Annotated in this window: 20 protein-coding genes and 1 pseudogene; 4 read left to right on the top strand and 17 right to left on the bottom strand. The window is 57.7% G+C overall.

Features of this window, described 5'->3' with window-relative positions; genetic code table 11:
* Positions 1–49 precede the first annotated feature (49 nt).
* On the bottom strand, positions 50–1,303 hold the full coding sequence (gene glyA, locus ACQUTD_RS14900; RefSeq protein ID WP_072569364.1) for a serine hydroxymethyltransferase: 1,254 nt from the start codon (positions 1,301–1,303) through the stop codon (positions 50–52).
* 324 nt (positions 1,304–1,627) lie between these two features.
* Here glyA and hmpA point away from each other — a divergent pair, with 324 nt between their 5' ends.
* Entirely contained in the window at positions 1,628–2,818 is a 1,191-nt protein-coding gene (gene hmpA / locus ACQUTD_RS14895) for an NO-inducible flavohemoprotein (RefSeq protein ID WP_473277284.1), read from the top strand.
* A gap of 80 nt (positions 2,819–2,898) precedes the next feature.
* On the opposite strand, the gene glnB is transcribed toward hmpA, so the two are convergent.
* The 5 genes from glnB to purL form a co-directional block, all read right to left on the bottom strand.
* On the bottom strand, positions 2,899–3,237 hold the full coding sequence (glnB, locus tag ACQUTD_RS14890; RefSeq protein WP_002438074.1) for a nitrogen regulatory protein P-II: 339 nt from the start codon (positions 3,235–3,237) through the stop codon (positions 2,899–2,901).
* A 78-nt stretch (positions 3,238–3,315) separates the two neighbouring features.
* Positions 3,316–4,653, bottom strand: coding sequence for a two-component system response regulator GlrR (glrR, locus tag ACQUTD_RS14885; RefSeq protein WP_318362701.1), 1,338 nt, complete (start codon positions 4,651–4,653; stop codon positions 3,316–3,318).
* Positions 4,640–5,371: a two-component system QseEF-associated lipoprotein QseG gene (qseG, locus tag ACQUTD_RS14880; protein WP_473277283.1), complete on the bottom strand. Its 732-nt coding sequence runs from the start codon at positions 5,369–5,371 to the stop codon at positions 4,640–4,642. Before qseG ends, glrR begins: the two co-directional genes overlap by 14 nt.
* On the bottom strand, positions 5,368–6,804 hold the full coding sequence (gene qseE / locus ACQUTD_RS14875) for a two component system sensor histidine kinase QseE/GlrK (RefSeq protein ID WP_473277282.1): 1,437 nt from the start codon (positions 6,802–6,804) through the stop codon (positions 5,368–5,370). The genes qseG and qseE overlap by 4 nt, the downstream gene beginning before the upstream one ends.
* A gap of 511 nt (positions 6,805–7,315) precedes the next feature.
* Positions 7,316–11,203, bottom strand: a complete 3,888-nt coding sequence (gene purL / locus ACQUTD_RS14870; protein WP_473277281.1) for a phosphoribosylformylglycinamidine synthase — start codon at positions 11,201–11,203, stop codon at positions 7,316–7,318.
* 266 nt (positions 11,204–11,469) lie between these two features.
* Here purL and mltF point away from each other — a divergent pair, with 266 nt between their 5' ends.
* Positions 11,470–13,035: a membrane-bound lytic murein transglycosylase MltF gene (gene mltF, locus ACQUTD_RS14865; protein ID WP_318362697.1), complete on the top strand. Its 1,566-nt coding sequence runs from the start codon at positions 11,470–11,472 to the stop codon at positions 13,033–13,035.
* Here mltF and tadA read toward each other — a convergent pair.
* The 4 genes and pseudogenes from tadA to murQ all read right to left on the bottom strand — a co-directional run bounded on the left by tadA (position 13,032) and on the right by murQ (position 16,503).
* Positions 13,032–13,569: pseudogene (gene tadA / locus ACQUTD_RS14860) on the bottom strand (tRNA adenosine(34) deaminase TadA). The gene mltF and the pseudogene tadA sit on opposite strands and share 4 nt — an antisense overlap.
* Before the next feature lie 26 nt (positions 13,570–13,595).
* Complete coding sequence (yfhb, locus tag ACQUTD_RS14855; RefSeq protein ID WP_072569373.1) at positions 13,596–14,231, bottom strand: phosphatidylglycerophosphatase C; 636 nt, start codon at positions 14,229–14,231, stop codon at positions 13,596–13,598.
* Between the two features lie 3 nt (positions 14,232–14,234).
* Positions 14,235–15,599 (bottom strand): PTS transporter subunit EIIC, encoded by a 1,365-nt coding sequence (locus ACQUTD_RS14850; RefSeq protein ID WP_473277280.1) that lies wholly within the window; start codon positions 15,597–15,599, stop codon positions 14,235–14,237.
* A gap of 10 nt (positions 15,600–15,609) precedes the next feature.
* Positions 15,610–16,503 (bottom strand): N-acetylmuramic acid 6-phosphate etherase, encoded by an 894-nt coding sequence (gene murQ, locus ACQUTD_RS14845; protein WP_072569375.1) that lies wholly within the window; start codon positions 16,501–16,503, stop codon positions 15,610–15,612.
* Between the two features lie 118 nt (positions 16,504–16,621).
* Here murQ and ACQUTD_RS14840 point away from each other — a divergent pair, with 118 nt between their 5' ends.
* Complete coding sequence (locus ACQUTD_RS14840) at positions 16,622–17,470, top strand: MurR/RpiR family transcriptional regulator (RefSeq protein WP_318374043.1); 849 nt, start codon at positions 16,622–16,624, stop codon at positions 17,468–17,470.
* Between the two features lie 56 nt (positions 17,471–17,526).
* Complete coding sequence (locus ACQUTD_RS14835) at positions 17,527–17,787, top strand: YfhL family 4Fe-4S dicluster ferredoxin (protein ID WP_072569377.1); 261 nt, start codon at positions 17,527–17,529, stop codon at positions 17,785–17,787.
* On the opposite strand, the gene acpS is transcribed toward ACQUTD_RS14835, so the two are convergent.
* From acpS to lepA, 7 genes are all read right to left on the bottom strand, one after another.
* On the bottom strand, positions 17,784–18,164 hold the full coding sequence (gene acpS / locus ACQUTD_RS14830; RefSeq protein ID WP_072569378.1) for a holo-ACP synthase: 381 nt from the start codon (positions 18,162–18,164) through the stop codon (positions 17,784–17,786). The genes ACQUTD_RS14835 and acpS overlap by 4 nt on opposite strands.
* A complete protein-coding gene (gene pdxJ, locus ACQUTD_RS14825) occupies positions 18,164–18,895 on the bottom strand; it encodes a pyridoxine 5'-phosphate synthase (protein WP_473277279.1) in 732 nt (243 codons plus the stop codon). Before pdxJ ends, acpS begins: the two co-directional genes overlap by 1 nt.
* 26 nt (positions 18,896–18,921) lie before the next feature.
* A complete protein-coding gene (recO, locus tag ACQUTD_RS14820) occupies positions 18,922–19,650 on the bottom strand; it encodes a DNA repair protein RecO (protein ID WP_318374046.1) in 729 nt (242 codons plus the stop codon).
* 12 nt (positions 19,651–19,662) lie between these two features.
* Positions 19,663–20,571: a GTPase Era gene (gene era / locus ACQUTD_RS14815; RefSeq protein ID WP_072569381.1), complete on the bottom strand. Its 909-nt coding sequence runs from the start codon at positions 20,569–20,571 to the stop codon at positions 19,663–19,665.
* Positions 20,568–21,248: a ribonuclease III gene (gene rnc / locus ACQUTD_RS14810; RefSeq protein ID WP_072569507.1), complete on the bottom strand. Its 681-nt coding sequence runs from the start codon at positions 21,246–21,248 to the stop codon at positions 20,568–20,570. Before rnc ends, era begins: the two co-directional genes overlap by 4 nt.
* A gap of 210 nt (positions 21,249–21,458) precedes the next feature.
* Positions 21,459–22,433, bottom strand: coding sequence for a signal peptidase I (gene lepB / locus ACQUTD_RS14805; RefSeq protein ID WP_473277278.1), 975 nt, complete (start codon positions 22,431–22,433; stop codon positions 21,459–21,461).
* 14 nt (positions 22,434–22,447) lie between these two features.
* Positions 22,448–24,247 carry a translation elongation factor 4 gene (gene lepA, locus ACQUTD_RS14800; RefSeq protein WP_072569383.1) on the bottom strand — a complete coding sequence of 600 codons (1,800 nt, stop codon included), beginning with the start codon at positions 24,245–24,247 and terminating at the stop codon, positions 22,448–22,450.
* Between the last annotated feature and the right edge of the window lie 161 nt (positions 24,248–24,408).

Here is a 24,408-nt window from a genome sequence, read left to right as displayed (position 1 = left end):
CGGCAATAAAAAAGGCCGCTTACGCGGCCTTTTCAGGGTTTATCGCGGATCAGGCGTAAACCGGGAAGCGGGCGCAGATTTCCAGCACTTTCTGTTTCGTGCGTTCAATCACCGCTTCATCGTTGATGCTGTCCAGCACGTCGCACATCCAGCCAGCCAGTTCCTGGGCTTCCGCTTCTTTGAAGCCGCGACGGGTGATGGCCGGGCTGCCGATACGGATACCGGAGGTCACGAACGGGCTCTTCGGATCGTTCGGCACGCTGTTTTTGTTCACCGTGATGTTAGCGCGACCCAGCGCGGCGTCAGCTTCTTTACCGGTCAGGTTTTTGTCCACCAGATCCAGCAGGAACAGGTGGTTATCGGTACCGCCGGACACCACGTTGTAACCGCGATCGAGGAATACCTGCACCATCGCTTTCGCGTTTTTCGCCACCTGCTGCTGGTAGGTTTTGAATTCCGGCTCCAGCGCTTCTTTCAGCGCTACGGCTTTACCGGCGATCACGTGCATCAGCGGGCCGCCCTGCGCGCCAGGGAAGACCGCAGAGTTCAGTTTTTTGTACAGCTCTTCGCTGCCGCCTTTCGCGAGGATCAGACCACCGCGCGGACCAGCCAGCGTTTTGTGGGTTGTGGTGGTCACCACGTGGGCATGCGGCACCGGGTTCGGGTAAACGCCCGCGGCAACCAGACCGGCCACGTGCGCCATGTCGACAAACAGGTAAGCGCCGATGCTGTCGGCGATTTCACGCATTTTCGCCCAGTCAACCACGCCGGAGTACGCGGAGAAGCCGCCGATGATCATCTTCGGCTTGTGGGTCTGCGCCTGTTTTTCGAGGTCTGCATAATCAATATGACCAGTCTCATCAATGCCGTAAGGCACGATATTGTAGAGCTTGCCAGAGAAGTTAACCGGGGAGCCGTGAGTCAGGTGGCCGCCGTGCGCCAGGTTCATGCCGAGCACGGTATCGCCCGGTTGCAGCAGCGTGGTGTACACCGCGAAGTTAGCCTGCGAGCCGGAGTGCGGCTGGACGTTAGCGTAGTCAGCGCCGAACAGTTCTTTCGCGCGGTCGATAGCCAGTTGCTCAACGATATCCACGTATTCACAGCCGCCGTAGTAACGTTTACCCGGATAACCTTCCGCATATTTGTTGGTCAGCTGAGAGCCCTGAGCCTGCATCACGCGCGGGCTGGTGTAGTTTTCGGAGGCGATCAGTTCAATGTGTTCTTCCTGACGTACTTTTTCCTGCTCCATAGCCTGCCACAGTTCGGCATCATAATCGGCAATGTTCATTTCACGTTTTAACATCCGCATCTCCTGACTCAGCTAACGGTAATTACAGCTCTGAAGGGGGGCCCTTTTGGGCAACGGCGACCAGTATAACTGATTCATATCGTGATAACAGGTCTTGACAAAGGATTTTACGCAAACGATTGGCTGCCCGCCGTACAAGGGTTTGATGGAAAAGCCGTAACCCGGCGGAACCGGATTTCTTTTCAGCTTTGTGATGTAAATTTTTCATGACTGTGAGCCATCATAACTAAAATGCACTAAGTCATTTACAAGCGCAGGGTTATTTCTATAAGATGCATATAAAATACAACTTATAGTTCTGCTAAAAAGGAAGCTGCCATGCTAGACGCTCAAACCATCGCCACCGTGAAATCCACCATTCCCCTGCTCGTCGAAACCGGCCCGAAACTTACCGCCCATTTCTATGACCGGATGTTTAAACACAATCCGGAGCTGAAAGAGATCTTCAATATGAGCAATCAGCGCAATGGCGATCAGCGTGAAGCGCTGTTCAATGCCATTGCCGCCTATGCCAGCAATATTGAAAATCTGCCCGCGCTGCTGCCGGCGGTGGAGAAGATCGCCCAGAAGCACACCAGTTTTCAGATCAAACCGGAACAGTACAACATTGTCGGCGAGCATCTGCTGGCGACGCTGGATGAGATGTTCAGTCCGGGTCAGGAAGTGCTGGATGCGTGGGGCAAAGCCTATGGCGTACTGGCAGGCGTGTTTGTAAATCGTGAAAGCGAGCTGTATCAGGAGCACGCCAGCAAAACCGGCGGCTGGGAAGGCACACGAGCGTTTCGCATCATCGCAAAAAATCCGCAGAGTGCGCTTATCACCAGCTTTGCATTTGAGCCGGTGGATGGCCAGCCGGTGGCGGATTATCAGCCGGGGCAGTATCTCGGCGTATGGCTGAAGCCGGAAGGTTTTCCGCATCAGGAAATTCGTCAGTATTCCCTCACCCGCAAACCTGACGGGAAAAGCTACCGTATCGCCGTGAAGCGCGAGCCGGGCGGTCAGGTGTCCAACTGGCTGCATAATGACGCGACTGTGGGTGACATCGTGCATCTGGCGGTGCCTGCGGGTGATTTCTTTCTGGATGTGACCCCGGAAACCCCGGTGACGCTGATTTCCGCGGGCGTCGGCCAGACGCCGATGCTGGCGATGCTCGACACCCTGGTCAGCCGTCAGCATAGCGCGCAGGTGAACTGGTTCCATGCGGCGGAGAATGGCGATGTGCATGCCTTTGCCGATGAAGTGGCGCAGCTTGGCGCGCAGCTTGCGCACTTCAGCTCGCACACCTGGTATCGTCTGCCGACCGACACCGATCGCGCGGGCGCAGGCTATAACAGCGAAGGACTGATGGATTTGAGTCAGACGAAGGGGTTGTATTCCGATCCGGCGATGCAGTTCTATCTGTGCGGACCTGTGGTGTTTATGCAGTTTGCCGCCCGCCAGCTGATTGAGTCGGGCGTTGAGGCGCAGAATATTCATTACGAATGTTTCGGGCCTCATAAGGTGCTGTAATCGCCCGGCGGCGCTTCGCCTGCACGGGCCTGCGAAGAGTTTTGCAGGCCGGGTAAGCGCAGCGCCACCCGGCAAGAATGTTAGATAGCCGCGTCGTCTTCTTCACCGGTACGGATACGCACCACGCGGGCGACGTCGAAGACAAAGATTTTACCGTCGCCAATTTTACCGGTTTGCGCCGTGCGGATAATGGTATCCACGCAGGTATCAACAATATCGTCGGTGACGACAATTTCAATTTTTACTTTCGGCAGAAAGTCCACCATGTACTCAGCGCCGCGGTACAGTTCGGTATGCCCTTTCTGGCGGCCAAAGCCTTTCACTTCGGTCACGGTCATCCCGGTAATGCCCACTTCGGCCAGCGCTTCGCGCACATCATCCAGTTTGAAAGGTTTAATAATCGCATCAATCTTTTTCATGGTGGTTCCCTGAATTTTTGCCTGCAGGCGGCTACGTTATCGGTTGCTCACACTACCATATTCACTGCGCTTTGCGGATCACTCTTTAAAATCGTTCGCATCAAGTTCATGGCGCGATAACAATTTATAAAATTCGGTGCGGTTGCGCCCGGCCATGCGCGCGGCGTGAGTCACGTTACCTTTGGTGATTTGCAGCAGCTTGCGCAGATAGTTCAGCTCAAACTGGTTTCTGGCTTCGGCGAAGGTCGGCAGCGCGGTATTCTCCCCTTCCAGCGCCTGCTCCACCAGCGCATCGCTGATCACCGGCGAGGAAGTGAGCGCCACGCACTGCTCGATAACGTTCACCAGCTGGCGCACGTTGCCGGGCCAGCTGGCGGTCATCAGCCGCTTCATGGCGTCGGTGGAAAAGGCGCGCACAAAGGGTTTATGACGATCCGCTGACTGGCGCAGAAGGTGATTCGCCAGCAGCGGGATGTCTTCGGCACGCTCCGCCAGCGCCGGGATCTTCAGGTTCACCACGTTCAGGCGATAAAAGAGATCTTCACGGAATTCGCCGCGCTCCATCGCTTTCGGCAGATCGCGGTGGGTGGCGGAGATAATGCGCACGTTGATGTCGATATCGCGGTTGCTGCCGAGCGGGCGCACTTTGCGCTCCTGCAATACGCGCAGCAATTTCACCTGTAACGGAATGGGCATATCGCCGATTTCGTCGAGGAAAAGCGTGCCGCCTTCCGCCGCCTGAAACAGCCCTTCACGGCTGCTGACCGCGCCGGTAAAGGCGCCACGGGCATGACCAAAGAGCTCGGACTCCAGCAACTGTTCCGGCAAGGCGCCGCAGTTGATGGCGATAAAAGCGTTTTTACTGCGCGGGCTGGCGTTATGGATTGCCTGCGCGAGGATCTCTTTGCCGGTGCCGCTCTGGCCGTTAATCAGCAGGCTGACGTCCGACTGCGCCACCATGCGCGCCTGCTCCAGCAGACGCAGCATCAGCGGGCTACGGGTAACAATGGTTTCCCGCCAGAGGTCATCCCCCGCCGGGGCGGAGTGCTCCAGCGCGCCGTCGATGGCTTTGTAGAGCGCGTCTTTATCCACCGGCTTGGTGAGGAAGCTGAATACGCCCTGCTGGGTGGCGGCCACCGCGTCGGGGATCGAGCCGTGCGCCGTCAGGATGATCACCGGCATGCCCGGCTGCTGACGCTGGATCTCGGCGAACAGCTGCATGCCGTCCATTTCATCCATCCGCAGGTCACTGATCACCAGATCGATTTTTTCCCGCGCCAGCACGCGCAACCCTTCCTGCCCGCTCTCGGCGGTAACCACGCTATGGCCCTCGCTGGTCAGGCGCAGGCCGAGCAACTTCAGTAAACCGGGATCGTCGTCCACCAGCAGCAGACGGGCGGGTTTACGGCTTGTCATGGCTGGCATCCTCATTTTTCACGTCAGGGTTGGCGGAAGGCAGATCGTTACCGGCGGGTTTCCGCGTCGATAAACGCCGTTCGATATCGGTCAGGTTTTCCAGTTTGCGCGAGGTGGTTTCCAGCTGTTCACGCAGGTATTGCTGCTGCTGACGCAGGGTATCCAGTTCGCCATCGGCAGACTGCTGGAGCTTGCTGTAGCGGTAGCGCTCTTCTGACAGCTGTAATTGCAGCGCCTGCCCTTCGCGCCACACCTGATACAGCGGACGTACCTGGGCCGGTAGCTGCGGGCTGAGGGTGTCGAGACGGGTAACGAAGGCGCGACGTTCCACCGGCGAAATCTTGGCGCTGACCAGCAGAATGCCGCGCTTGAAGGTATCCTGCCAGGTGTCATCCGGCCAGCTTCGCGCTTCGGCGCGGGCGGTCGCGGGCGCCAGGCGTTCCGCGCAGTCCATGCCGCGCAGCCAGTACAGCGGGTTAGTATCCACAGATTTTCCGTGCAGCGACCAGATGTCGTTGCAGTCGGTGGACAGGAAATCCGCCAGTTGATGCTGGGGAAGTTTCTCTTCCTGTTTTTCGTTGACGGCGCTTTTTGGCACATGGGCAATACAGCCCGTCAGCAGCAGACAGGGCAAGCCTGCGCGCAGAAGCCCTGACAACGACACCGCGTTAAGCACGCGATTAAAAATGTGCGACATACTCACCAGACGTAGATTCATTTTAGGGATTTTTCCGGCGCACTGAGCGGTAGCTCAATGCGGAAACAGACATCTGACTGGCTGTCGGCCACCAGATGCAGCTCACCTCGCATGCGATGAATACAGTCTCTGGCGATACTCAGCCCCAGCCCACTGCCTTTCACCGCCCCTTTTCGTTGATGACTTCCCTGGAAAAAGGGTTCAAAAATCATCGCCTGTTCCGCTTCGGGGATCGGCGTACCCGTGTTGGCTACCTCAATGGCTAAGCGTGCCCCATGAGTGTAGCTGCGAATATAAATGTTACCGGATTCAGCCCCATAGTGCACCGCGTTCGAGTAGAGATTATCGAGCACGCTCATCAGCAGCATCGGCTCCGCCAGGCAGTGCGTTTCCGGCAGTGAGATGTCGGTATGCATCATTTTAGCCCGTGCCGGTAAACTGTGTGCGGCGATCACCGCCTCCACCAGCGGCGCTAAATCAACCCTTTCCAGTTCCACCGCGCCATCCGCCAGCTTGCGGTTGTAATCCAGCAGTTGCTCAATGAGTTTTTGCAGGTTACGGCTGCTGTCATCCAGAATAGCCACCACCTCTTTTTGCTCCGGGGTGAGCGGGCCAACTACTTCATCGGCGAGCAGCTCCGTGCCTTCGCGCATACTGGCGAGCGGGGTTTTCAGTTCGTGGGAAAGATGACGTAAAAACTGGTGACGCTGGGACTCAAGCCAGGCGAGGCGCTCGCTGAGCCAGAGAATGCGCTCGCCCACCGAACGTAATTCCCGCGGCCCTTTAAACAGCACCCGCTGCCCGAGCGTGCGCCCTTCGCCAAGACGATTGATCATCCGCTCAATGCCCTTCACGGGGCCGATGATCATGCGGGTAAACAGCAGTACCAGCCCCAGGCTGACCAGAAACAGCACCAGCGCCTGCCAGCCAAAAAACTGTCCACGCTCGGCGATCTCCTGTTGCAGCTGTTGCCCGCGGGAAAACACCACCGCGCGCGTGGACTGCACCATCATGGTATTGGCGGCGGCAAAGGCCTCCAGCCGCGCTGAGGCGGCGTCGCCGGGGCCGCTGTTATGGCACTGCAACTGCGCCAGATCGTTCAGATCCTGGCGCAGCGCCAGAGAGAGTTTTTCATCCGGCAGCACGCCTGCGTGGGCATCCAGCATATCGCTGTAGCGCTTACGCTGACTCTGGTAGACGCGGGCCAGAGTGGGATCGTCCAGCACGCAATACTGGCGATAGCTGCGCTCCATCTCCAGCGCGACGTTGGTCATCGCCTCGCTACGACGGGCGTCAATCAGCGTGGTACGGTTGGTCTGCGCCGCCTGGGCGCTGAGGGTATTGAGGCTCTGCCATGCCTGCCAGGCCAGCACTAACAGCGGCAGCAGGATCAGCAAAAAGGCCATCATAACCAGTTGTCGCAGGGAGCGGGGGAAGCCGGGCCAGGGTTTCAACGCACTATTCTCGTGAAAGCGGATTTTAGAGGATGCTAACTGAGTAACGCGCCGGGGGAAAGTTAAGATTACCGTGGGACAAAAACAACAAAGCCGGGAATTACCCGGCTTTATCTGGAATTAGGCGGTGCCTTACTCGACGTTTCGCCCGGGGTCTGAAATAGCAGCGCTATGATCAGCAATTGGACGGCAGGCACCTTTTTGTGCGTCATTCTGAGTTTATGTAGCACGTCCCGAAGGGGCTGACATAAGAAGGTGAATGAGCCACTGCCTTATAATATGCACAACCCGTGCCAATGTACAGAGTTTATTATTTAGCCATTGAATTAAAAGGATTTAATTATTAAAGCGGTGGTACTTAGCCTGCTCACTTTTACGCCACACTGTCGCCAAAAAGCAACACAGCGGAAGCGAAAAAGTCATCACTAATAAAATCAAAGAGTTAAGTGTCGCCAAAAAGAGACAGGAAAATGCGCCACTGTCGGCTAAAACCGACAGTGGCGTGTGAGCATTATCCCAGTTGCTTACGGGCGTTACGGAAGATACGCATCCACGGGCTGTCCTCGCCCCAGTTTTCCGGGTGCCAGGAGTTGCTGACGGTACGGAATACGCGCTCCGGGTGCGGCATCATCAGCGTTACGCGACCGTTTTCCGAGGTCACGGCAGTGATGCCATTCGGCGAGCCGTTCGGGTTAGCCGGATAGGTCTGCGTCACCTTGCCGGTGTTATCCACGAAACGCAGCGCCACCAGGCCTTTGCTTTCCAGCGCCGCCAGATGGGCGTCATCGCGCACTTCCACACGACCTTCCCCGTGAGAAACGGCAATCGGCATCTGCGAGCCGACCATCCCCTGCAACAGCAGAGACGGGCTTTGCGTCACTTCCACCAGGCTGAAGCGGGCTTCAAAACGGTCGGAGTGGTTACGCACAAAGCGCGGCCACAGATCGCTGCCAGGGATCAGTTCGCGCAGGTTGGACATCATCTGGCAACCGTTACATACCCCCAGCGCCAGCGTCTGCGGGCGATGGAAGAAGGTTTCGAAGGTGTCACGTACGCGGCTGTTGAACAGAATGGATTTTGCCCAGCCTTCCCCTGCCCCCAGCACGTCACCGTAGGAGAAACCGCCGCACGCCACCAGCGCCTGGAAATCATCCAGACCGGTACGGCCCGCCAGCAGGTCGCTCATGTGCACGTCGATAGCGTCGAAACCGGCGCGGTGGAATGCCGCCGCCATTTCAACATGGGAGTTCACGCCCTGCTCGCGCAGTACCGCCACTTTCGGACGCGCGCCTGTCGCGATATATGGCGCGGCGATGTCCTCGTTGATGTCGAAGGAGAGCTTCACGTTCAGACCCGGATCGGCATCGTTGGCTTTTGCCTGGTGCTCCTGGTCGGCGCATTCCGGGTTATCGCGCAGACGCTGCATCTGCCAGGTGGTTTCTGCCCACCACATACGCAGCGTGGTACGGCTTTCGCTGAACACCGGCTGTTGCCCGGCGGTAAGCGTAAAGCGATCTCCTGTTACGGCCTTGCCCAGATAGTGCACGCAGTCCGCCAGACCGTGTTTGCTTAAAATGTTTTCCACCGATTCGCGGTCGGCGGCGCGGATCTGGATCACCGCGCCCAGCTCTTCGTTAAACAGCGCGGCCAGGCGATCGTCCCCCAGCGCGGCAATATCGGCTTCAATGCCGCAGTGACCGGCAAAAGCCATCTCTGCCAGCGTCACCAGCAGGCCGCCATCGGAACGATCGTGATAGGCCAGCAGCTGGCGTCCCGCCACCAGCGCCTGGATAGCATCGTAGAAGCCTTTCAGCTGCGTAACATCGCGTACGTCCGCCGGTTTGTCGCCAAGCTGACGATACACCTGCGCCAGCGCCGTTGCGCCCAGAGCATTGTGACCTTTACCCAGGTCGATCAGCAGCAGGGCGTTATCGTCGGTGGAGAGCTGCGGCGTGATGGTATGGCGCACGTCTTCCACGCGGGCAAAGGCGGTGATCACCAGCGACAGCGGCGAGGTCATTTCGCGCTGTTCGTTGCCGTCCTGCCAGCGGGTTTTCATCGACATGGAGTCTTTACCCACCGGGATGGTCAGGCCGAGCGCCGGGCAGAGTTCTTCGCCCACCGCTTTGACCGCTTCATACAGCCCGGCGTCTTCGCCAGGGTGGCCGGCTGCCGCCATCCAGTTGGCGGAAAGCTTAATGCGTTTGATGTCGCCAATTTGCGTGGCGGCGATGTTGGTCAGGGCTTCGCCGACCGCCAGACGGGCAGAGGCGGCAAAGTCCAGCAGCGCCACCGGCGCGCGTTCGCCCAGCGACATGGCTTCGCCATAGTAGCTGTCGAGGCTGGCGGTAGTCACGGCACAGTTCGCCACCGGCACCTGCCAGGGTCCGACCATTTGATCGCGGGCCACCATACCGGTGACGCTGCGGTCGCCGATGGTGACAAGGAAGGTTTTTTCCGCCACCGCAGGAAGATGCAGCACACGGTTAACCGCCTCCGCTACGGTGATGCTCTGACGGTTAAAGGCCTCGCCTGCCGCTTTTTGCGTCTGCACCGTGCGGGTCATTTTCGGCGTTTTGCCCAGCAGCACGTCCAGCGGCATGTCGATAGGCTGATTGTCGAAGTGGCTGTCGGAGAGGCTTAAGTGCATCTCTTCGGTAGCTTCGCCGATCACCGCATAAGGGGCGCGCTCGCGACGGCACAGGGCATCGAACAGCGGTAACTGATCGGCGGCGACCGCCAGCACGTAACGCTCCTGGGATTCGTTACACCAGATTTCCAGCGGGCTCATGCCCGGCTCATCGCTGAGAATTTTGCGCAGATCGAACCGACCGCCGCGGTTGCCGTCGCTCACCAGTTCCGGCATGGCGTTGGACAGACCGCCCGCGCCAACGTCATGAATAAAGAGGATTGGGTTAGCCTCGCCAAGCTGCCAGCAGCGGTCGATCACTTCCTGGCAACGACGTTCCATTTCAGGGTTGTCGCGCTGTACGGAGGCAAAATCGAGATCCGCATCGGACTGGCCGGAGGCCATAGAGGACGCCGCGCCGCCGCCCAGACCGATGTTCATCGCCGGACCGCCCAGCACGATCAGTTTCGCGCCAACGTTGATCTCGCCTTTTTGCACATGATCGGCGCGAATGTTGCCGATCCCACCCGCCAGCATGATCGGCTTATGATAGCCGCGCAGCTCTTCGCCGTTGTGGCTGTTCACTTTTTCTTCATAGGTACGGAAGTAGCCGTTCAGCGCCGGGCGACCGAATTCGTTATTAAAGGCCGCGCCGCCAAGCGGGCCGTCGGTCATAATATCCAGCGCGGTAACGATGCGATCCGGCTTGCCGAAATCTTCTTCCCACGGCTGTTCAAAGCCCGGTATACGCAGGTTGGAAACGGAGAAGCCCACCAGCCCGGCTTTCGGCTTCGCACCGCGCCCGGTGGCGCCTTCATCACGAATTTCACCGCCGGAGCCGGTTGCCGCGCCCGGCCACGGCGAGATCGCCGTCGGGTGGTTATGGGTTTCCACTTTCATCAGGATATGCGTCGGCTCCTGGTGGAAGTCGTAGCGCCCTTCTTCGTGGCTGGCGTAGAAACGCCCCACCTCTGAACCTTCCATCACGGCGGCGTTGTCTTTATAGGCCGACAACACGTGATCCGGGGTCTGTTCAAAGGTGTTCTTGATCATTTTAAACAGCGATTTCGGCTGCTGTTCGCCGTCGATCACCCAGTCAGCGTTAAAGATTTTGTGACGGCAGTGTTCGGAGTTTGCCTGGGCGAACATATAGAGCTCGATGTCGTTCGGGTTGCGACCCAGACGGGTAAAGGCATCGAACAGATAGTCAATTTCGTCTTCCGCCAGCGCCAGCCCCAGACGCAGGTTGGCGTCGTTCAGCGCCTGACGCCCCTGCCCCAGCATATCAACGCTGGAAACCGGCGCAGGCTGGTGATGGGCAAACAGCTGCTGCGCATCGTCCAGCGCTGCGAACACCGTTTCCATCATGCGGTCATGCAATTCGTCCGCCACGGACTGCCACTGTTCCGTGCTCAGTTCAGCGGCGTCAACATAATACGCCACGCCGCGCTCAAGGCGGCTGATCAGCGCCAGCCCGCAGTTGTGGGCGATATCGGTGGCTTTGGATGACCAGGGAGAAATAGTGCCGGGACGCGGCGTCACCAGGATCAGCTTGCCTGCCGGGGTATGGCTGGCGAGCGCCGGGCCGTATTGCAGCAGACGCGCCAGTTGGGCGTGCTCATCGGCAGTTAACGGGGCGGTGAGATCGGCAAAATGGACATACTCGGCGTAAATGTTGCTTACAGGAAGGTCGGCCGCCTGAAAACGCGCCAGCAATTTGTTGATACGGAAGGCAGACAGGGCAGGCGAACCACGCAGAATTTCCATCATAAGTCTCTCGTCTTTAGCGCGTCGGTGACGCTTTACGTATGCGCAAGGTGGGGAAAACGGGCACATTATAGAGAATAGTGAGCGCCGACGAAACCGTTTGCGTGGAAATAAAATCGGCGCAGTTTTTGCGCCGCTGCGCCTGCCGCTTCGCGAATTAGTTGCCAACTGCCTTATTGTTAAGCAAAATGCCGCTCATCCTTCATCACGCATTATTGTTATCAGGGCAGCATCTACTCAGGACTCGCGCGGCGCAGAGAATTAACTAATTGAAAAAATTAAAGCTTAATTATCTGCTTATCGGCATCGTTACCCTGCTGCTGGCAGCGGCGTTGTGGCCTTCCGTTCCCTGGTCAACTAAAGCCGAAAACCGCATCGCCGCCATCCAGGCGCGCGGTGAGCTGCGCGTCAGCACCATTGTCTCCCCGCTGACCTGGTCTTCCGTTGACGACAAGCCTTCCGGTCTGGATTACGAACTGGCGCAGCAGTTTGCCGATTATCTGGGCGTGACGCTGAAAGTTACGGTGCGGCAGAATATCAGCCAGCTGTTTGACGATCTCGATCATGACCGCGCCGATATGCTGGCCGCCGGGCTGGTGTATAACAGCGAGCGCGTACGTAATTATCAGGCCGGGCCAATCTACTATTCCGTCTCGCAACAACTGGTATACCGGGTGGGCAGTTATCGCCCGCGCTCGCTCGCGGAAGTGAACGCCTCGCAGCTGACCATTGCGCCGGGGCATGTCGCCATCAACGATTTGCAGGCGCTGAAAGCGCAGAAATTCCCGGATCTGAGCTGGACGGTGGATGAAAAACTCGGCACCAGCGCCCTGCTGCAACAGGTGGCGGACGGTAAGCTGGCGTACACGGTGGCGGATTCTGTCGCCATCAGCCTGTTCCAGCGGGTGCATCCGGAACTGGCGGTGGCGCTGGATATCAGCGATGAGCAACCGGTAACCTGGTTTACTCACAAAGACAGCGACAACACCCTGTCTGCGGCGATGCTCGATTTTTTTAACGATATCAATGAAGACGGCACCCTGGCGCGGCTCGAAGAGAAATATCTCGGCCATGGCGAGGGCTTTGACTATGTCGATACCCGCTCCTTCCTGCGGGCGGTGGACAATGTGCTGCCGGAACTGCAGCCGCTGTTTGAGAAATACGCGCAGAATATTGACTGGCGGCTGCTGGCGGCAATCTCGTATCAGGAATCCCACTGGGACACTCAGGCCACCTCGCCCACCGGCGTGCGCGGCTTAATGATGCTGACCAAAAATACTGCCCAGAGCCTTGGCCTGAGCGACCGCACCGATGCCGAGCAGAGCATCAGCGGCGGCGCGCGTTATTTGCAGGACATGATGGGGAAAGTACCGGAGACGGTGCCGGAAGAAGAGCGTATCTGGTTTGCGCTGGCGGCCTATAACATGGGTTATGCGCACATGCTGGACGCCCGCGCGCTGACCGCCCGCACCAAAGGTAATCCTGACAGCTGGTCTGATGTTAAGCAACGCCTGCCCTTACTGAGCCAGAAGCCCTGGTACAGCAAACTCACCTATGGCTATGCGCGGGGTCACGAGGCCTATGCCTATGTGGAGAATATCCGTAAGTATCAGATAAGCCTGGTGGGATATTTGCAGGAGAAAGAGAAACAGGCGGCGGAGGCATTGCGTCTGGCGCAAAGCTATCCGATCGTGGAGATGGATGAACTGGATGCGCCTCAAGAAGGCGTGCTGCCTTTCAGCGCGTTTTCCCCGGCGGAGGTGCTGGGCCATTCCCCGCTGGTGCTACCTCAGGCTCCGGCGCAGCTGCCGCCGGTGCAAAAACCCGCGCCTTAGCGCGCGTCTGTCGCGCCCTTTTTCAACGCTTTTTTCTCGGCCCGCCGCGCCCGGAAAAAGGCGCTCAGCATACCGGCGCACTCCTCGCCCAGAATGCCTTCCATAATCTCTACCCGGTGATTCATACCCGGATGGTGCAGCACGTCGATAAGGGATCCTGCCGCGCCGGTTTTCGCATCCCGCGCGCCGAAGATCAGCCGCCCGATGCGGCTGTGCACCATTGCGCCTGCGCACATCACGCACGGCTCCAGCGTCACATAGAGCGTGGTATCCAGCAGACGGTAGTTTTGCTGTACCAGCCCGCCCTGCCGTAGCGCCATAATTTCGGCGTGGGCGGTGGGATCATGACGGCCAATGGGCCGGTTCCAGCCTTCGCCAATCACCTGGTTATTGTGCACCAGCACCGCGCCGACCGGTACTTCCCCTTCATCCCAGGCGCGCTGAGCAAGCGTAAGCGCATGGCGCATCCAGTATTCATGGGTCAATTCAGCGTCGGACAAGTTATAGCACTCCAGTGATAAAAGCGGGGCGCATTATACACAGTCGCTATGTATCAGGCACTATTCGAGTTGCTGGAGTTCGCCGCGCGGCGTAACGCGCCAGCGATGCTGGCAGAAGTAAAGCAGGGGGTTGTCCTGTTTGCTGTCGCTGTAACCGCTGTACAGCCGCAGCGGCGTGCCGATTTTGCGCTCCAGCTGCACCACTTTTTCATGGCCGAGGCAGCGCATGGTCAGCACCCAGCCTCCGTAACGGCGATGGACCTGGCTGGCGATCAGATTGACCCGCGGCAGCCAGGGGGTATCGAAATAGACCTGCTCCACCAGCGGCTGCGGCGAACCGGTGATCAGCCAGATGTCGGCGTCGGAGGCGGCAAGATAGTTGGTAAGACGGTCCTGCACCACGGGGAACGCGGTGACTTTGGTGCGGAACCAGGCGACAAACTCCTTTTCCAGCTGTTTCAGGCGCGCTTCGCTGTGCCCCCAGGTACAGCCCCATAACAGCAGGCTCATCGGCCAGCGCGCGGCGCGTCCTTTGATCAGTAACGCGCCGCCGATAATGGGCAGCAACGGCAGAACGAGCAGCGCATTCAGTGGCTGACGACGCAACATGTAACGCAAGAAGGTACCAAACATATCCTGCTGATGCAGTGTGCCATCCAGGTCAAAAAAAACGACACGACGCTCGCTGTTAGCCAAACCTTACTCCTCTGGATCGTTGAACCCTAAAAGCCAGGTAAAGAGGAACCCGGCAATAACCGCCACTAAATAGCCTAACAGATAGAGCACGACTTTTCCGGTCACTATCGTTAATGCCAGCGGTAAACCGGAAATTCCGAAGGTGATCACTGTCGCCACTTTAAAGTAGCTGATCAGCGCCCCGCCCACGGCACCGCCCAGACAAGCCCCGAGGAATGGCTTGCCGAGCGGCAGGGTGACGCCAAAAATCAGCGGTTCGCCAATACCCAGCAAACCTACCGGCAGCGCCCCTTTACAGAGCTTTTTCAGGCGGCTGTTACGGGTTTTCATCAGCACCGCGATAGCCGCGCCCACCTGACCTACGCCCGCCATAGAGAGGATCGGCAACAGCGCGTTATAGCCGTGGGCCTGCACCAGTTCGACGTGGATCGGCACCAGCCCCTGATGCAGCCCGGTCAGCACCAGCGGCAGGAATGTCCCGGCCATGATCGCGCCCACCAGGAAACCGCCGCGATCGATAGCCCAGGACGCACCGTGGGCGATGGCTTCGGAGATCCAGCCGCCAAGCGGTTGCAGCGCCACTATGGCAATCGCGCCGGTGATGAGCGTGGTCAGCAGCGGGTTAAGGATCAGCTCAATAGAGCCGGGAAGCAGCGCGCGCAGGCGCTTTTCGATCCAGCACATCAGCGCCACCACCAGCAGCACGGCGATCACCCCGCCGCGTCCCGGCTGGAGCTGTTCCCCGAACAGGGTAATTTGCGCCAGCTGCGGGCTGGACAAAATCCCCGCCATGACGCCGCCCATTGCAAGCGATCCGCCGAACACTTTCGCGGTATTCACCCCCACCAGAATGTTCATGATGGCAAACACTGCACTGCCGAAAATCGCCAGCAGACCGAGCAGGTTGGGATACTGGGTCGCCACGTCGCCAACAATATCCGGGCGCTTAAGAATATTAATGATGCCGGTAATAAGCCCCGAGGCGATAAAGGCCGGAATAAGCGGAATGAAAACGTTCGCCAGCATGCGCAGCGCATCGCTCATCGGCGCTTTGTATTTGCTTTTGGCCTGGGCTTTGTTGCGCTCAACGTCGTCGGTCACCGGCGTGTCGTCTTTATCCCCCATCAGCGCTTTCATAGCATCCACTACCTGCGCGGCCCGGCCAGGCCCGACAATCAGCTGGTGCTGCTCCCCCTGCTTCACGTAGCCGCTGACGCCGGGGAGCTGTTTTAAGCCGGCAATATCCAGCAGCGCATCGTCGTGCACTTCGACGCGCACCCGCGTCATACAATTTTCCAGACGCGAAATATTCTGCTGCCCGCCAATGCCCCGCAGGATCTCACTGGCCAGCGTTGTGGTTTTATCCATACCCGCCTCGTTAATTTTCTAATGCTGCGCGTAAAAAGCCCTGGTGCGCCGCGAGTTTTGCCCGCGCGGCGGCGGCATCCAGCCCGCTGAGGATCATCAGGATCGCCGGTTTGACGTCATAGTCGGTTTGTTTGAGGATCGCTTCGGCTTCGCTGCGTTCCGCGCCCGTGGCTTCCACCACCATGCGGCAGGCGCGATCCACCAGTTTGACGTTAGTGGCCTTCATATCCACCATCAGGTTCTGATAGACCTTGCCGAACTTCACCATCGCACCAGTGGAGATCATATTCAGCACCAGTTTTTGCGCAGTGCCGGATTTCAGGCGCGTGGAGCCGGTCAGCGCTTCCGGCCCGACCACCGGGGAGATGGCAATATCGGCGATCTGCGCGATTGGCGAGCCGGGATTACAGGAGATCGCCACCGTAGTACAGCCGAGGGTACGGGCATACTTCAGCCCGCCGATGACATAAGGCGTGCGCCCGGAGGCGGCCAGCCCGACCACCAGATCCTCTGCCTTCAGGTTCAGCGCCTGTAAATCGCCCTCCCCCAGCAGCGGATCGTCTTCCGCGCCTTCCACCGCTTTAAGCAGCGCCCCCGGCCCGCCGGCAATCAGCCCGACCACCAGCCCATGCGGTACGCCAAAGGTGGGCGGACACTCAGAGGCATCCAGTACTCCCAGCCGCCCGCTGGTGCCCGCGCCCATATAAATAATCCGCCCGCCGGACTTCAGGGCGGCGGCGGCGGCATCCACCGCTTTCGCCACCTCGGGTAATGTTTCTTTCACTGCCAGGGCGACCAGCGTATCCTGTTGATTAAAACGGTTAACCAGTTCGATGGTCGACAAGGCATCTAAATCCATTGTCTGTGAATTGCGTGTTTCTGATACCAGTAAGCCAAGATTCATATTTCGACCTCAAGAATTTTTTATTCACTTTAACCGCGGCATGATGGAATATTATATTCATTCATGCGAGCGGAATGTGTAATTTGCAACCATTGTCACATTTTGTCGGGGAGAGCCTATGAACTGTTTGATTCGCATCCGTCAGCGCTACCCTGGGCTGGCGCAGAGCGATAAGAAGCTGGCGGATTTTATTCTGGCGCAGCCGGACGTGGCCCGTCACCTTAGCTCCCAGCAGTTAGCCAGCGAAGCCGGCGTCAGCCAGTCCAGCGTGGTGAAATTCTCTCAGAAGCTCGGCTTTAAAGGGTTTCCGGCGCTGAAGCTGGCGATAAGCGAAGCGCTGGTCAGCCATCCAAACCCGCAGGCCGTGCCGCTGCATAATCGGATCCGCGGCGACGATCCGCTGCGTCTGGTGGGCGAGAAACTTATCCAGGACAATGTGAACGCCATGCATGCGACCCTGGACGTGAACAGCGAAGAAAAACTTCAGGAGAGCGTGCAGCTGCTGCGCGGCGCGCGGCGTATTGTGCTTACCGGGATCGGCGCATCCGGACTGGTGGCGCGGAATTTTGGCTGGAAGCTGTTGAAGATTGGCTTTAACGCGGTGGTAGAGCAGGATATGCACGCGCTGCTGGCAACGGTACAGGCGCTGGGGCCGGGTGATGTGCTGGTTGCGGTGTCCTATTCCGGCGAGCGGCGGGAAATCAATCTGGCGGCGGACGAAACTTTCCGCGTCGGCGGCAAGATCCTTGCCATTACCGGCTTTACGCCCAACACGCTGCAACAGCGTGCCTCCCATTGTCTGTACACCATTGCGGAGGAGCAGGCGACGCGCAGCGCGGCCATCTCCTCATCCAGTGCGCAGATGATGCTAACCGATCTGCTGTTTATGGCGCTGGTGCAGCAGGATATTGAACACGCGCCGGAGCGTATTCGTCACAGTGAAGCACTGGTAAAAAAACTGGTCTGAACAGAAATTGGGCGTATAATGCCCGCCCTGTTTGTGTTGTTTCTGAGATTTTCCTGATGGCGCTGTTGATCACCAAAAAATGCATAAATTGCGATATGTGCGAACCGGAGTGTCCGAACGAGGCCATTTCGATGGGCGACAGCATTTATGAAATCAACAGCGATCGCTGCACTGAGTGTGTGGGCCATTACGAAACGCCCACCTGTCAGAAGGTGTGCCCGATCCCGAATACCATCTTAAAAGATCCGGCACATATCGAAAATAACGAACAGCTGTGGGATAAGTTCGTGATGTTGCATCACGCCGATAAAATCTAGCTTTCGATAATCACCGTCGCACAGGCGTAGTGGCGCTCATCCGCCAGCGTAACGTGCATCGATCTGACGCCCATTTTTTCTGCCAGCTTCAGCGCCTCGCCCCATAACCGCAGGCTCGGCTTGCCCAGTTCGTCGTTGTACACTTCAAACTGATTAAAGGCCAGCCCGTTGCGAATGCCGGTGCCGAAGGCTTTTGCCGCCGCCTCTTTTACCGCAAAGCGTTTCGCCAGAAAGCGTACCGGCTGCTGATGCGAAGCCCAGATGGCCCACTCGTTGTCCGCCAGCACGCGCCGCGCCAGGCGATCGCCGCTACGGGCGATCACCGCTTCGATACGGGCGATTTCGACAATATCCGTCCCTAATCCCAGGATCGCCATTAGCGACGCGCTTCCAGCATCAGACGTTTCATTTCGCTGACCGCGTCTTTCAGCCCGCTCATCACCGCGCGACCAATAATCGCGTGACCGATATTGAGTTCGTGCATTTCCGGCAGGCCGGCGATGGCTTTCACGTTATGGTAGGTCAGACCGTGTCCGGCGTTCACTTTCAGGCCGAGGCTGGCGGCATAGGTTGCGGCTTTCGCGATGCGCTCCAGTTCCTTTGCCTGCGCGGCTTCGTCTTTCGCATCGGCGTAGCAGCCGGTGTGGATCTCGATATAAGGTGCGCCCACGTCCGCAGCGGCTTTGATTTGCGCTTCATCGGCGTCGATAAACAGTGAGACCAGGATGCCCGCATCAGCAAGACGTTTGCAGGCTGCGCGCATTTTTTCACGCTGACCGGCGACGTCCAGCCCGCCTTCGGTGGTCACTTCCTGACGCTTTTCCGGCACCAGGCAGCAAAAATGCGGACGGGTGTCACAGGCAATGTCCAGCATCTCATCGGTAACGGCCATTTCCAGATTCATGCGCGTATCCAGCGTCTGGCGCAGGATCTTCACGTCGCGATCGGTAATGTGCCGACGATCTTCACGCAGATGCACGGTAATACCATCCGCGCCCGCCTGTTCAGCGATAAACGCGGCCTGCACCGGATCCGGGTACGCCGTGCCGCGCGCATTACGCAATGTGGCAATGTGATCGATGTTAACGCCTAACAGTAATTCAGCCATGACAGTCCTCGTATGACATGTTCATTTTATTGGGGATCGGGTGCCGCGCGCTTAGGAATGAACTGACGAAACAGTTCGCGACTTTTTAGCGGCTTACCGCCAAGGTACGGCTTTAAGGCCATGCGGGTAAAGCGTTTCGCGGCCTTCAGCGTGTCGGCATCAGGAAACTCGCGCTCCGCCAGCGCCCGCAGATGACGTCCGGTAAAGGTACGGTTATCCAGCACGACACTGGCGATAAACCCTTTCTCTTCGCGATAGCGGTAGGTCATGGTGTCTTCCACCACGTCGCCGCTGCCCGCGCAGTGCAGGAAATCGATGCCGTACCCCAGGTGACTGAGCAACGCCAGTTCAAAGCGGCGCAGAATGGCCTCCGGCGAACCGTTGACGCCCGCCAGCGCCTGGATGCAGTGCAGGTATTCAAAGAAGAGTTCAGAGAAGCGCGTCTCGTGCTCCAGCACGCGCGAAATCAGCTCGTTGATATACAGACCGCTGTACAGGGAAATACCGCTTAAAGGCAGCGCCAGGGAAACGGCTTCGGCGCTGCGCAGCGTTTTGACGTTGCCGCGTCCACCAAAGCGGAGCAGCAGAGGGGTAAAGGGTTGTAGCGCGCCTTTAAGGCTGGAGCGTTTAGAGCGTGCGCCTTTTGCGACAAGACGCACGCGACCGGATTCTTCCGTGAAGACGTCCAGCATGAGACTGGTTTCGCTCCAGGGACGACTATGCAGGACGAAAGCGCGCTGCCAGCCTTCAGTCATACTGTATGGCTCTTACTTCAGGTCGTCGGTGTAACCAAGACTACGCAGGGCGCGCTCGTCATCGGCCCAGCCGGATTTAACCTTCACCCACAACTCAAGATGCACGGGGGCTTCGAACATGTCCTGCATGTCCTTGCGGGCTTCAATACCAATGGTTTTGATTTTCGCGCCCTTGTTGCCGATCACCATTTTCTTCTGCCCTTCGCGCTCGACGAGGATCAGACCGTTGATGTCGTAACCACCGCGCTCGTTAGTGACAAATTGCTCAATTTCTACCGTTACCGAGTAAGGCAGCTCTGCGCCGAGGAAACGCATCAGTTTTTCACGGATGATTTCAGACGCCATAAAGCGCTGGGAGCGATCGGTTATATACTCTTCCGGGAAGTGATGGATCGCTTCCGGCAGATGCTTACGCACAATCCCTGCCACGGTATCAACGTTCATACCGGTTTCCGCAGACATCGGCACGATGTCGAGGAAGTTCATCTGGCTTGCCAGGAACTGCAGATGCGGCAGCAGATCGGCTTTCTCCTGCACGTTGTCCACTTTGTTCACCGCAAGGATCACCGGCGCGCGGGCATCACGCAGTTTGTTCAGCACCATCTCGTCGTCTGGCGTCCAGCGCGTGCCTTCCACCACGAAAATAACCAGCTCTACGTCGCCGATGGAGCTGCTTGCCGCTTTGTTCATCAGACGGTTAATGGCGCGTTTTTCTTCCATGTGCAGACCCGGGGTATCCACGTAGATAGCCTGATACGGCCCTTCGGTATGGATGCCCACGATACGGTGACGGGTGGTCTGCGCTTTACGGGAAGTAATAGAAATCTTCTGCCCGAGCAGATTGTTCAGCAGGGTGGATTTGCCAACGTTGGGACGCCCCACGATGGCAATAAATCCGCAGTATGTCTTTTCTTCGCTCATTCCAGCTCCAGTTTTTTAAGCGCCTGTTCGGCGGCGGCCTGCTCTGCCTTACGGCGGCTGGAACCTGTGCCTACCACCGGTTCGCTCAGACCACTTACCTGGCAGTGGATAGTAAATTCTTGATCGTGGGCTTCACCACGCACCTGCACCACCAGATAAGACGGCAGTGGCAGATGACGCCCCTGCAGGTATTCCTGCAAACGCGTTTTCGGATCTTTTTGTTTATCGCCCGGACTGATTTCATCCAGACGGCTTTGATACCAGTTGAGGATCAGTCTTTCGACGTTATGAATATCGCTGTCGAGGAAAATGCCGCCAATCAGCGCTTCAACGGTATCGGCAAGGATAGACTCACGGCGAAAGCCGCCGCTTTTCAGCTCGCCCGGCCCGAGGCGCAGGCATTCGCCGAGTTCAAATTCGCGGGCGATCTCAGCCAGGGTATTGCCGCGCACCAGCGTGGCGCGCATGCGGCTCATATCGCCTTCGTCCACGCGTGGAAAACGGTGATACAGCGCATTGGCGATCACAAAGCTTAAAATCGAGTCACCCAAAAATTCGAGACGTTCATTGTGCTTGCTGCTGGCACTGCGATGGGTTAATGCCTGCTGCAACAATTCCTGATGATGAAAAGTGTAGCCCAGCTTCCGTTGAAGCCGATTAATTACGATGGGATTCATGCGATACCAGATAAAATAATGCGTAAAAAATACAGCACACGAAACCGACCTGAGCAAACCAACGCGGTTTCGTGTGCCGTGGCACCTTGCAGCGCCAACCTTAAACTTCGGGGGAATATTCTATACACAACGGCGGGGTATGTCGTTAACGGAATAGATTTATCAGAGAAATAATTTGGGTTGCAGCCATGACGACTGCAACCCGACAAATTAATGAATGCCGCCGATGCGACTGAAACGCACGCCGGTTGGCCATTCACCTTCTTGTTTCTCGAAACTCATCCAGATCGCCGTCGCGCGCCCTACCAGATTCGCTTCCGGCACAAAGCCCCAGTAACGGCTGTCCGCGCTGTTATCGCGGTTATCACCCATCATGAAGTAGTGTCCCGGCGGCACGATCCAGGTGGCCAGTTGCTGACCCGGCTGCTGGTAATACATCCCCAGCTGATCCTGCGCGATTGGCACCATCAGAATACGGTGCGTCACGTCGCCCAGCGTCTCTTTACGCTCGTTAAGGCGAATGCCGTTGTCACGGGTTTCCCCTTTCGGCAGCGCGAAGAAACCGCTGCTCGCCTCACCGCCGTTTTTACGGCCGAAGGTCTGCACAAAATCGCCCGGCTCAACGTTGGAGTAAGTGATCGGCAGCGCGCTTTCGCACGCCTGACCAGAACGACAGCCTGGCTGTACCGTCACCTGCTTGGTCACCGGATCGTAGCTCACCTTGTCACCGGGTAAGCCCACGACGCGTTTGATGTAATCAAGGCGCGGATCGTCCGGGTATTTGAATACGGCGATATCGCCGCGTTTCGGGTGACCCGTTTCAATCAAGGTGTGCTGGTAAATCGGATCTTTGATCCCATAGGCGAATTTCTCCACCAGAATGAAATCGCCGATCAGCAGCGTTGGCATCATGGAGCCAGACGGGATCTGGAATGGCTCGTAAATGAAGGAACGCACCACCAGTACAATGGTCAGCACGGGGAAAACCGATGCCCCGGTTTCCAGCCAGCCCGGTTTCGGGCTGACTTTTTTCAGCGTTTTCGGATCGATTGCATCGCCGGTGGCCGCCTGCGCCGCCGCCTGGCGTTCACGGCGCTTTGGTGCAAAGATAAATTTATCCACACACCATAACAGCCCGGTCACCAGCGTCGCGATCACCAGGATCAGGGCAAACATATTCGCCATGCCAACTCCTTAATTTATTTGCTGTCTTTGCCTACATGCAGAATGGCGAGGAAAGCTTCCTGTGGCAGCTCGACGTTACCGACCTGTTTCATACGCTTCTTACCGTCTTTCTGTTTTTGCAGCAGCTTTTTCTTACGGCTGACGTCGCCGCCGTAGCATTTCGCCAGTACGTTTTTACGCAGCTGTTTCACCGTTGAACGGGCGATAACATGGTTGCCAATGGCGGCCTGGATCGCGATGTCAAATTGCTGACGCGGGATCAGATCTTTCATTTTTTCAACCAGCTCACGTCCACGGTACTGGGAGTTATCGCGGTGGGTGATCAGCGCCAGCGCATCGACGCGTTCGTTGTTGATCAGGACATCCACGCGCACCATGTCAGAGGCCTGGAAGCGTTTGAAGTTGTAATCCAGCGACGCATAGCCGCGGGAGGTGGACTTCAGGCGATCGAAGAAGTCGAGCACCACTTCCGCCATCGGAATTTCATAGGTCAGCGCCACCTGCTTACCGTGGTAAACCATGTTGGTCTGCACGCCACGTTTCTCAATACACAGCGTGATGACGTTACCAAGATATTCCTGCGGCAGCAGCATGTGACATTCGGCGATCGGCTCGCGCAGCTCTTCGATGTTATTCAGCGGCGGCAGCTTGGACGGGCTGTCGACGTAAATCGTTTCTTTCGAGGTGGTTTGCACTTCGTAAACTACCGTCGGCGCGGTGGTGATCAGCTCCAGATCGTATTCACGTTCCAGACGCTCCTGGATGATCTCCATGTGCAGCAGGCCAAGGAAGCCACAGCGGAAACCAAAGCCCAGCGCCGTAGAACTTTCCGGCTCATAGAACAGGGAGGCATCGTTGAGGCTGAGTTTACCCAGCGCATCGCGGAAGTTTTCGTAGTCGTCAGAGCTGATCGGGAACAGACCGGCGTAAACCTGCGGCTTCACCTTTTTAAAACCAGGCAACGCTTTGTCTGCCGGGTTACGCGCCAGCGTCAGGGTATCGCCCACCGGCGCGCCCAGGATGTCTTTAATGGCGCAAACCAGCCAGCCTACTTCACCGCAGTTCAGTTCGGTACGGTCGATCTGTTTCGGGGTGAAAATGCCCAGACGATCGGCGTTGTAGACCTGGCCGGTGCTCATCACTTTAATTTTGTCGCCCTTGCGCAGGGTGCCGTTTTTCACACGGATCAGCGAGACCACGCCCAGGTAGTTATCGAACCAGGAGTCAATGATCAGCGCCTGCAGCGGTGCGTCCGGGTCGCCTTGCGGGCCAGGAATTTCCTTCACCAGGCGCTCCAGCACGTCACCCACGCCCACGCCGGTTTTCGCTGAACAGCGCACGGCGTCGGTAGCATCAATGCCGACGATGTCTTCAATCTCTTCCGCCACGCGCTCAGGATCGGCGGCCGGCAGGTCGATTTTGTTAAGCACCGGTACGACTTCAAGATCCATTTCCAGTGCGGTATAGCAGTTCGCCAGCGTCTGGGCTTCCACGCCCTGACCGGCATCCACCACCAGCAGCGCGCCTTCGCAGGCGGCAAGGGAGCGGGAGACTTCATAGGAGAAGTCAACGTGGCCGGGGGTGTCGATAAAGTTCAGCTGATAGGTTTCGCCGTCTGATGCTTTGTAATCGAGCGTAACGCTTTGCGCTTTAATAGTAATGCCGCGTTCGCGCTCAAGATCCATAGAATCAAGTACCTGGGCTGCCATTTCGCGATCGGACAGGCCGCCGCAAAGCTGGATAATACGGTCAGACAGCGTCGACTTACCGTGGTCAATGTGAGCGATGATCGAAAAGTTGCGTATGTTCTTCATATATGGAGATTTTATGCCTTACGGAAACTAAGAGGCCGCTGTACTGAGCCCACGTCTGTTGTCTGAAACGCCGCATTCTACACTACAACCCTGACGCGGGGAAATGCTCATCCCGCGTACGGCGCGGCAGGCGACGGCGCTGTCTGTTGTACGGTAACGAT

Source organism: Enterobacter sp. K510, assembly GCF_055804875.1.
The sequence above is the reverse complement of the archived record's forward strand: the minus strand, read 5'-3'. Positions and strand labels throughout refer to the sequence as shown.

What these genes read in the sequence shown, in the direction of transcription:
- glyA (WP_072569364.1), bottom strand. Translation starts at nt 1,303, where the DNA reads ATGTTAAAACGTGAAATGAACATTGCCGATTATGATGCCGAACTGTGG.
- hmpA (WP_473277284.1), top strand. Translation starts at nt 1,628, where the DNA reads ATGCTAGACGCTCAAACCATCGCCACCGTGAAATCCACCATTCCCCTG.
- glnB (WP_002438074.1), bottom strand. Translation starts at nt 3,237, where the DNA reads ATGAAAAAGATTGATGCGATTATTAAACCTTTCAAACTGGATGATGTG.
- glrR (WP_318362701.1), bottom strand. Translation starts at nt 4,653, where the DNA reads ATGACAAGCCGTAAACCCGCCCGTCTGCTGCTGGTGGACGACGATCCC.
- qseG (WP_473277283.1), bottom strand. Translation starts at nt 5,371, where the DNA reads ATGAATCTACGTCTGGTGAGTATGTCGCACATTTTTAATCGCGTGCTT.
- purL (WP_473277281.1), bottom strand. Translation starts at nt 11,203, where the DNA reads ATGATGGAAATTCTGCGTGGTTCGCCTGCCCTGTCTGCCTTCCGTATC.
- ACQUTD_RS14850 (WP_473277280.1), bottom strand. Translation starts at nt 15,599, where the DNA reads ATGGATAAAACCACAACGCTGGCCAGTGAGATCCTGCGGGGCATTGGC.
- murQ (WP_072569375.1), bottom strand. Translation starts at nt 16,503, where the DNA reads ATGAATCTTGGCTTACTGGTATCAGAAACACGCAATTCACAGACAATG.
- ACQUTD_RS14840 (WP_318374043.1), top strand. Translation starts at nt 16,622, where the DNA reads ATGAACTGTTTGATTCGCATCCGTCAGCGCTACCCTGGGCTGGCGCAG.
- ACQUTD_RS14835 (WP_072569377.1), top strand. Translation starts at nt 17,527, where the DNA reads ATGGCGCTGTTGATCACCAAAAAATGCATAAATTGCGATATGTGCGAA.
- acpS (WP_072569378.1), bottom strand. Translation starts at nt 18,164, where the DNA reads ATGGCGATCCTGGGATTAGGGACGGATATTGTCGAAATCGCCCGTATC.
- pdxJ (WP_473277279.1), bottom strand. Translation starts at nt 18,895, where the DNA reads ATGGCTGAATTACTGTTAGGCGTTAACATCGATCACATTGCCACATTG.
- recO (WP_318374046.1), bottom strand. Translation starts at nt 19,650, where the DNA reads ATGACTGAAGGCTGGCAGCGCGCTTTCGTCCTGCATAGTCGTCCCTGG.
- era (WP_072569381.1), bottom strand. Translation starts at nt 20,571, where the DNA reads ATGAGCGAAGAAAAGACATACTGCGGATTTATTGCCATCGTGGGGCGT.
- rnc (WP_072569507.1), bottom strand. Translation starts at nt 21,248, where the DNA reads ATGAATCCCATCGTAATTAATCGGCTTCAACGGAAGCTGGGCTACACT.
- lepB (WP_473277278.1), bottom strand. Translation starts at nt 22,433, where the DNA reads ATGGCGAATATGTTTGCCCTGATCCTGGTGATCGCGACGCTGGTGACC.
- lepA (WP_072569383.1), bottom strand. Translation starts at nt 24,247, where the DNA reads ATGAAGAACATACGCAACTTTTCGATCATCGCTCACATTGACCACGGT.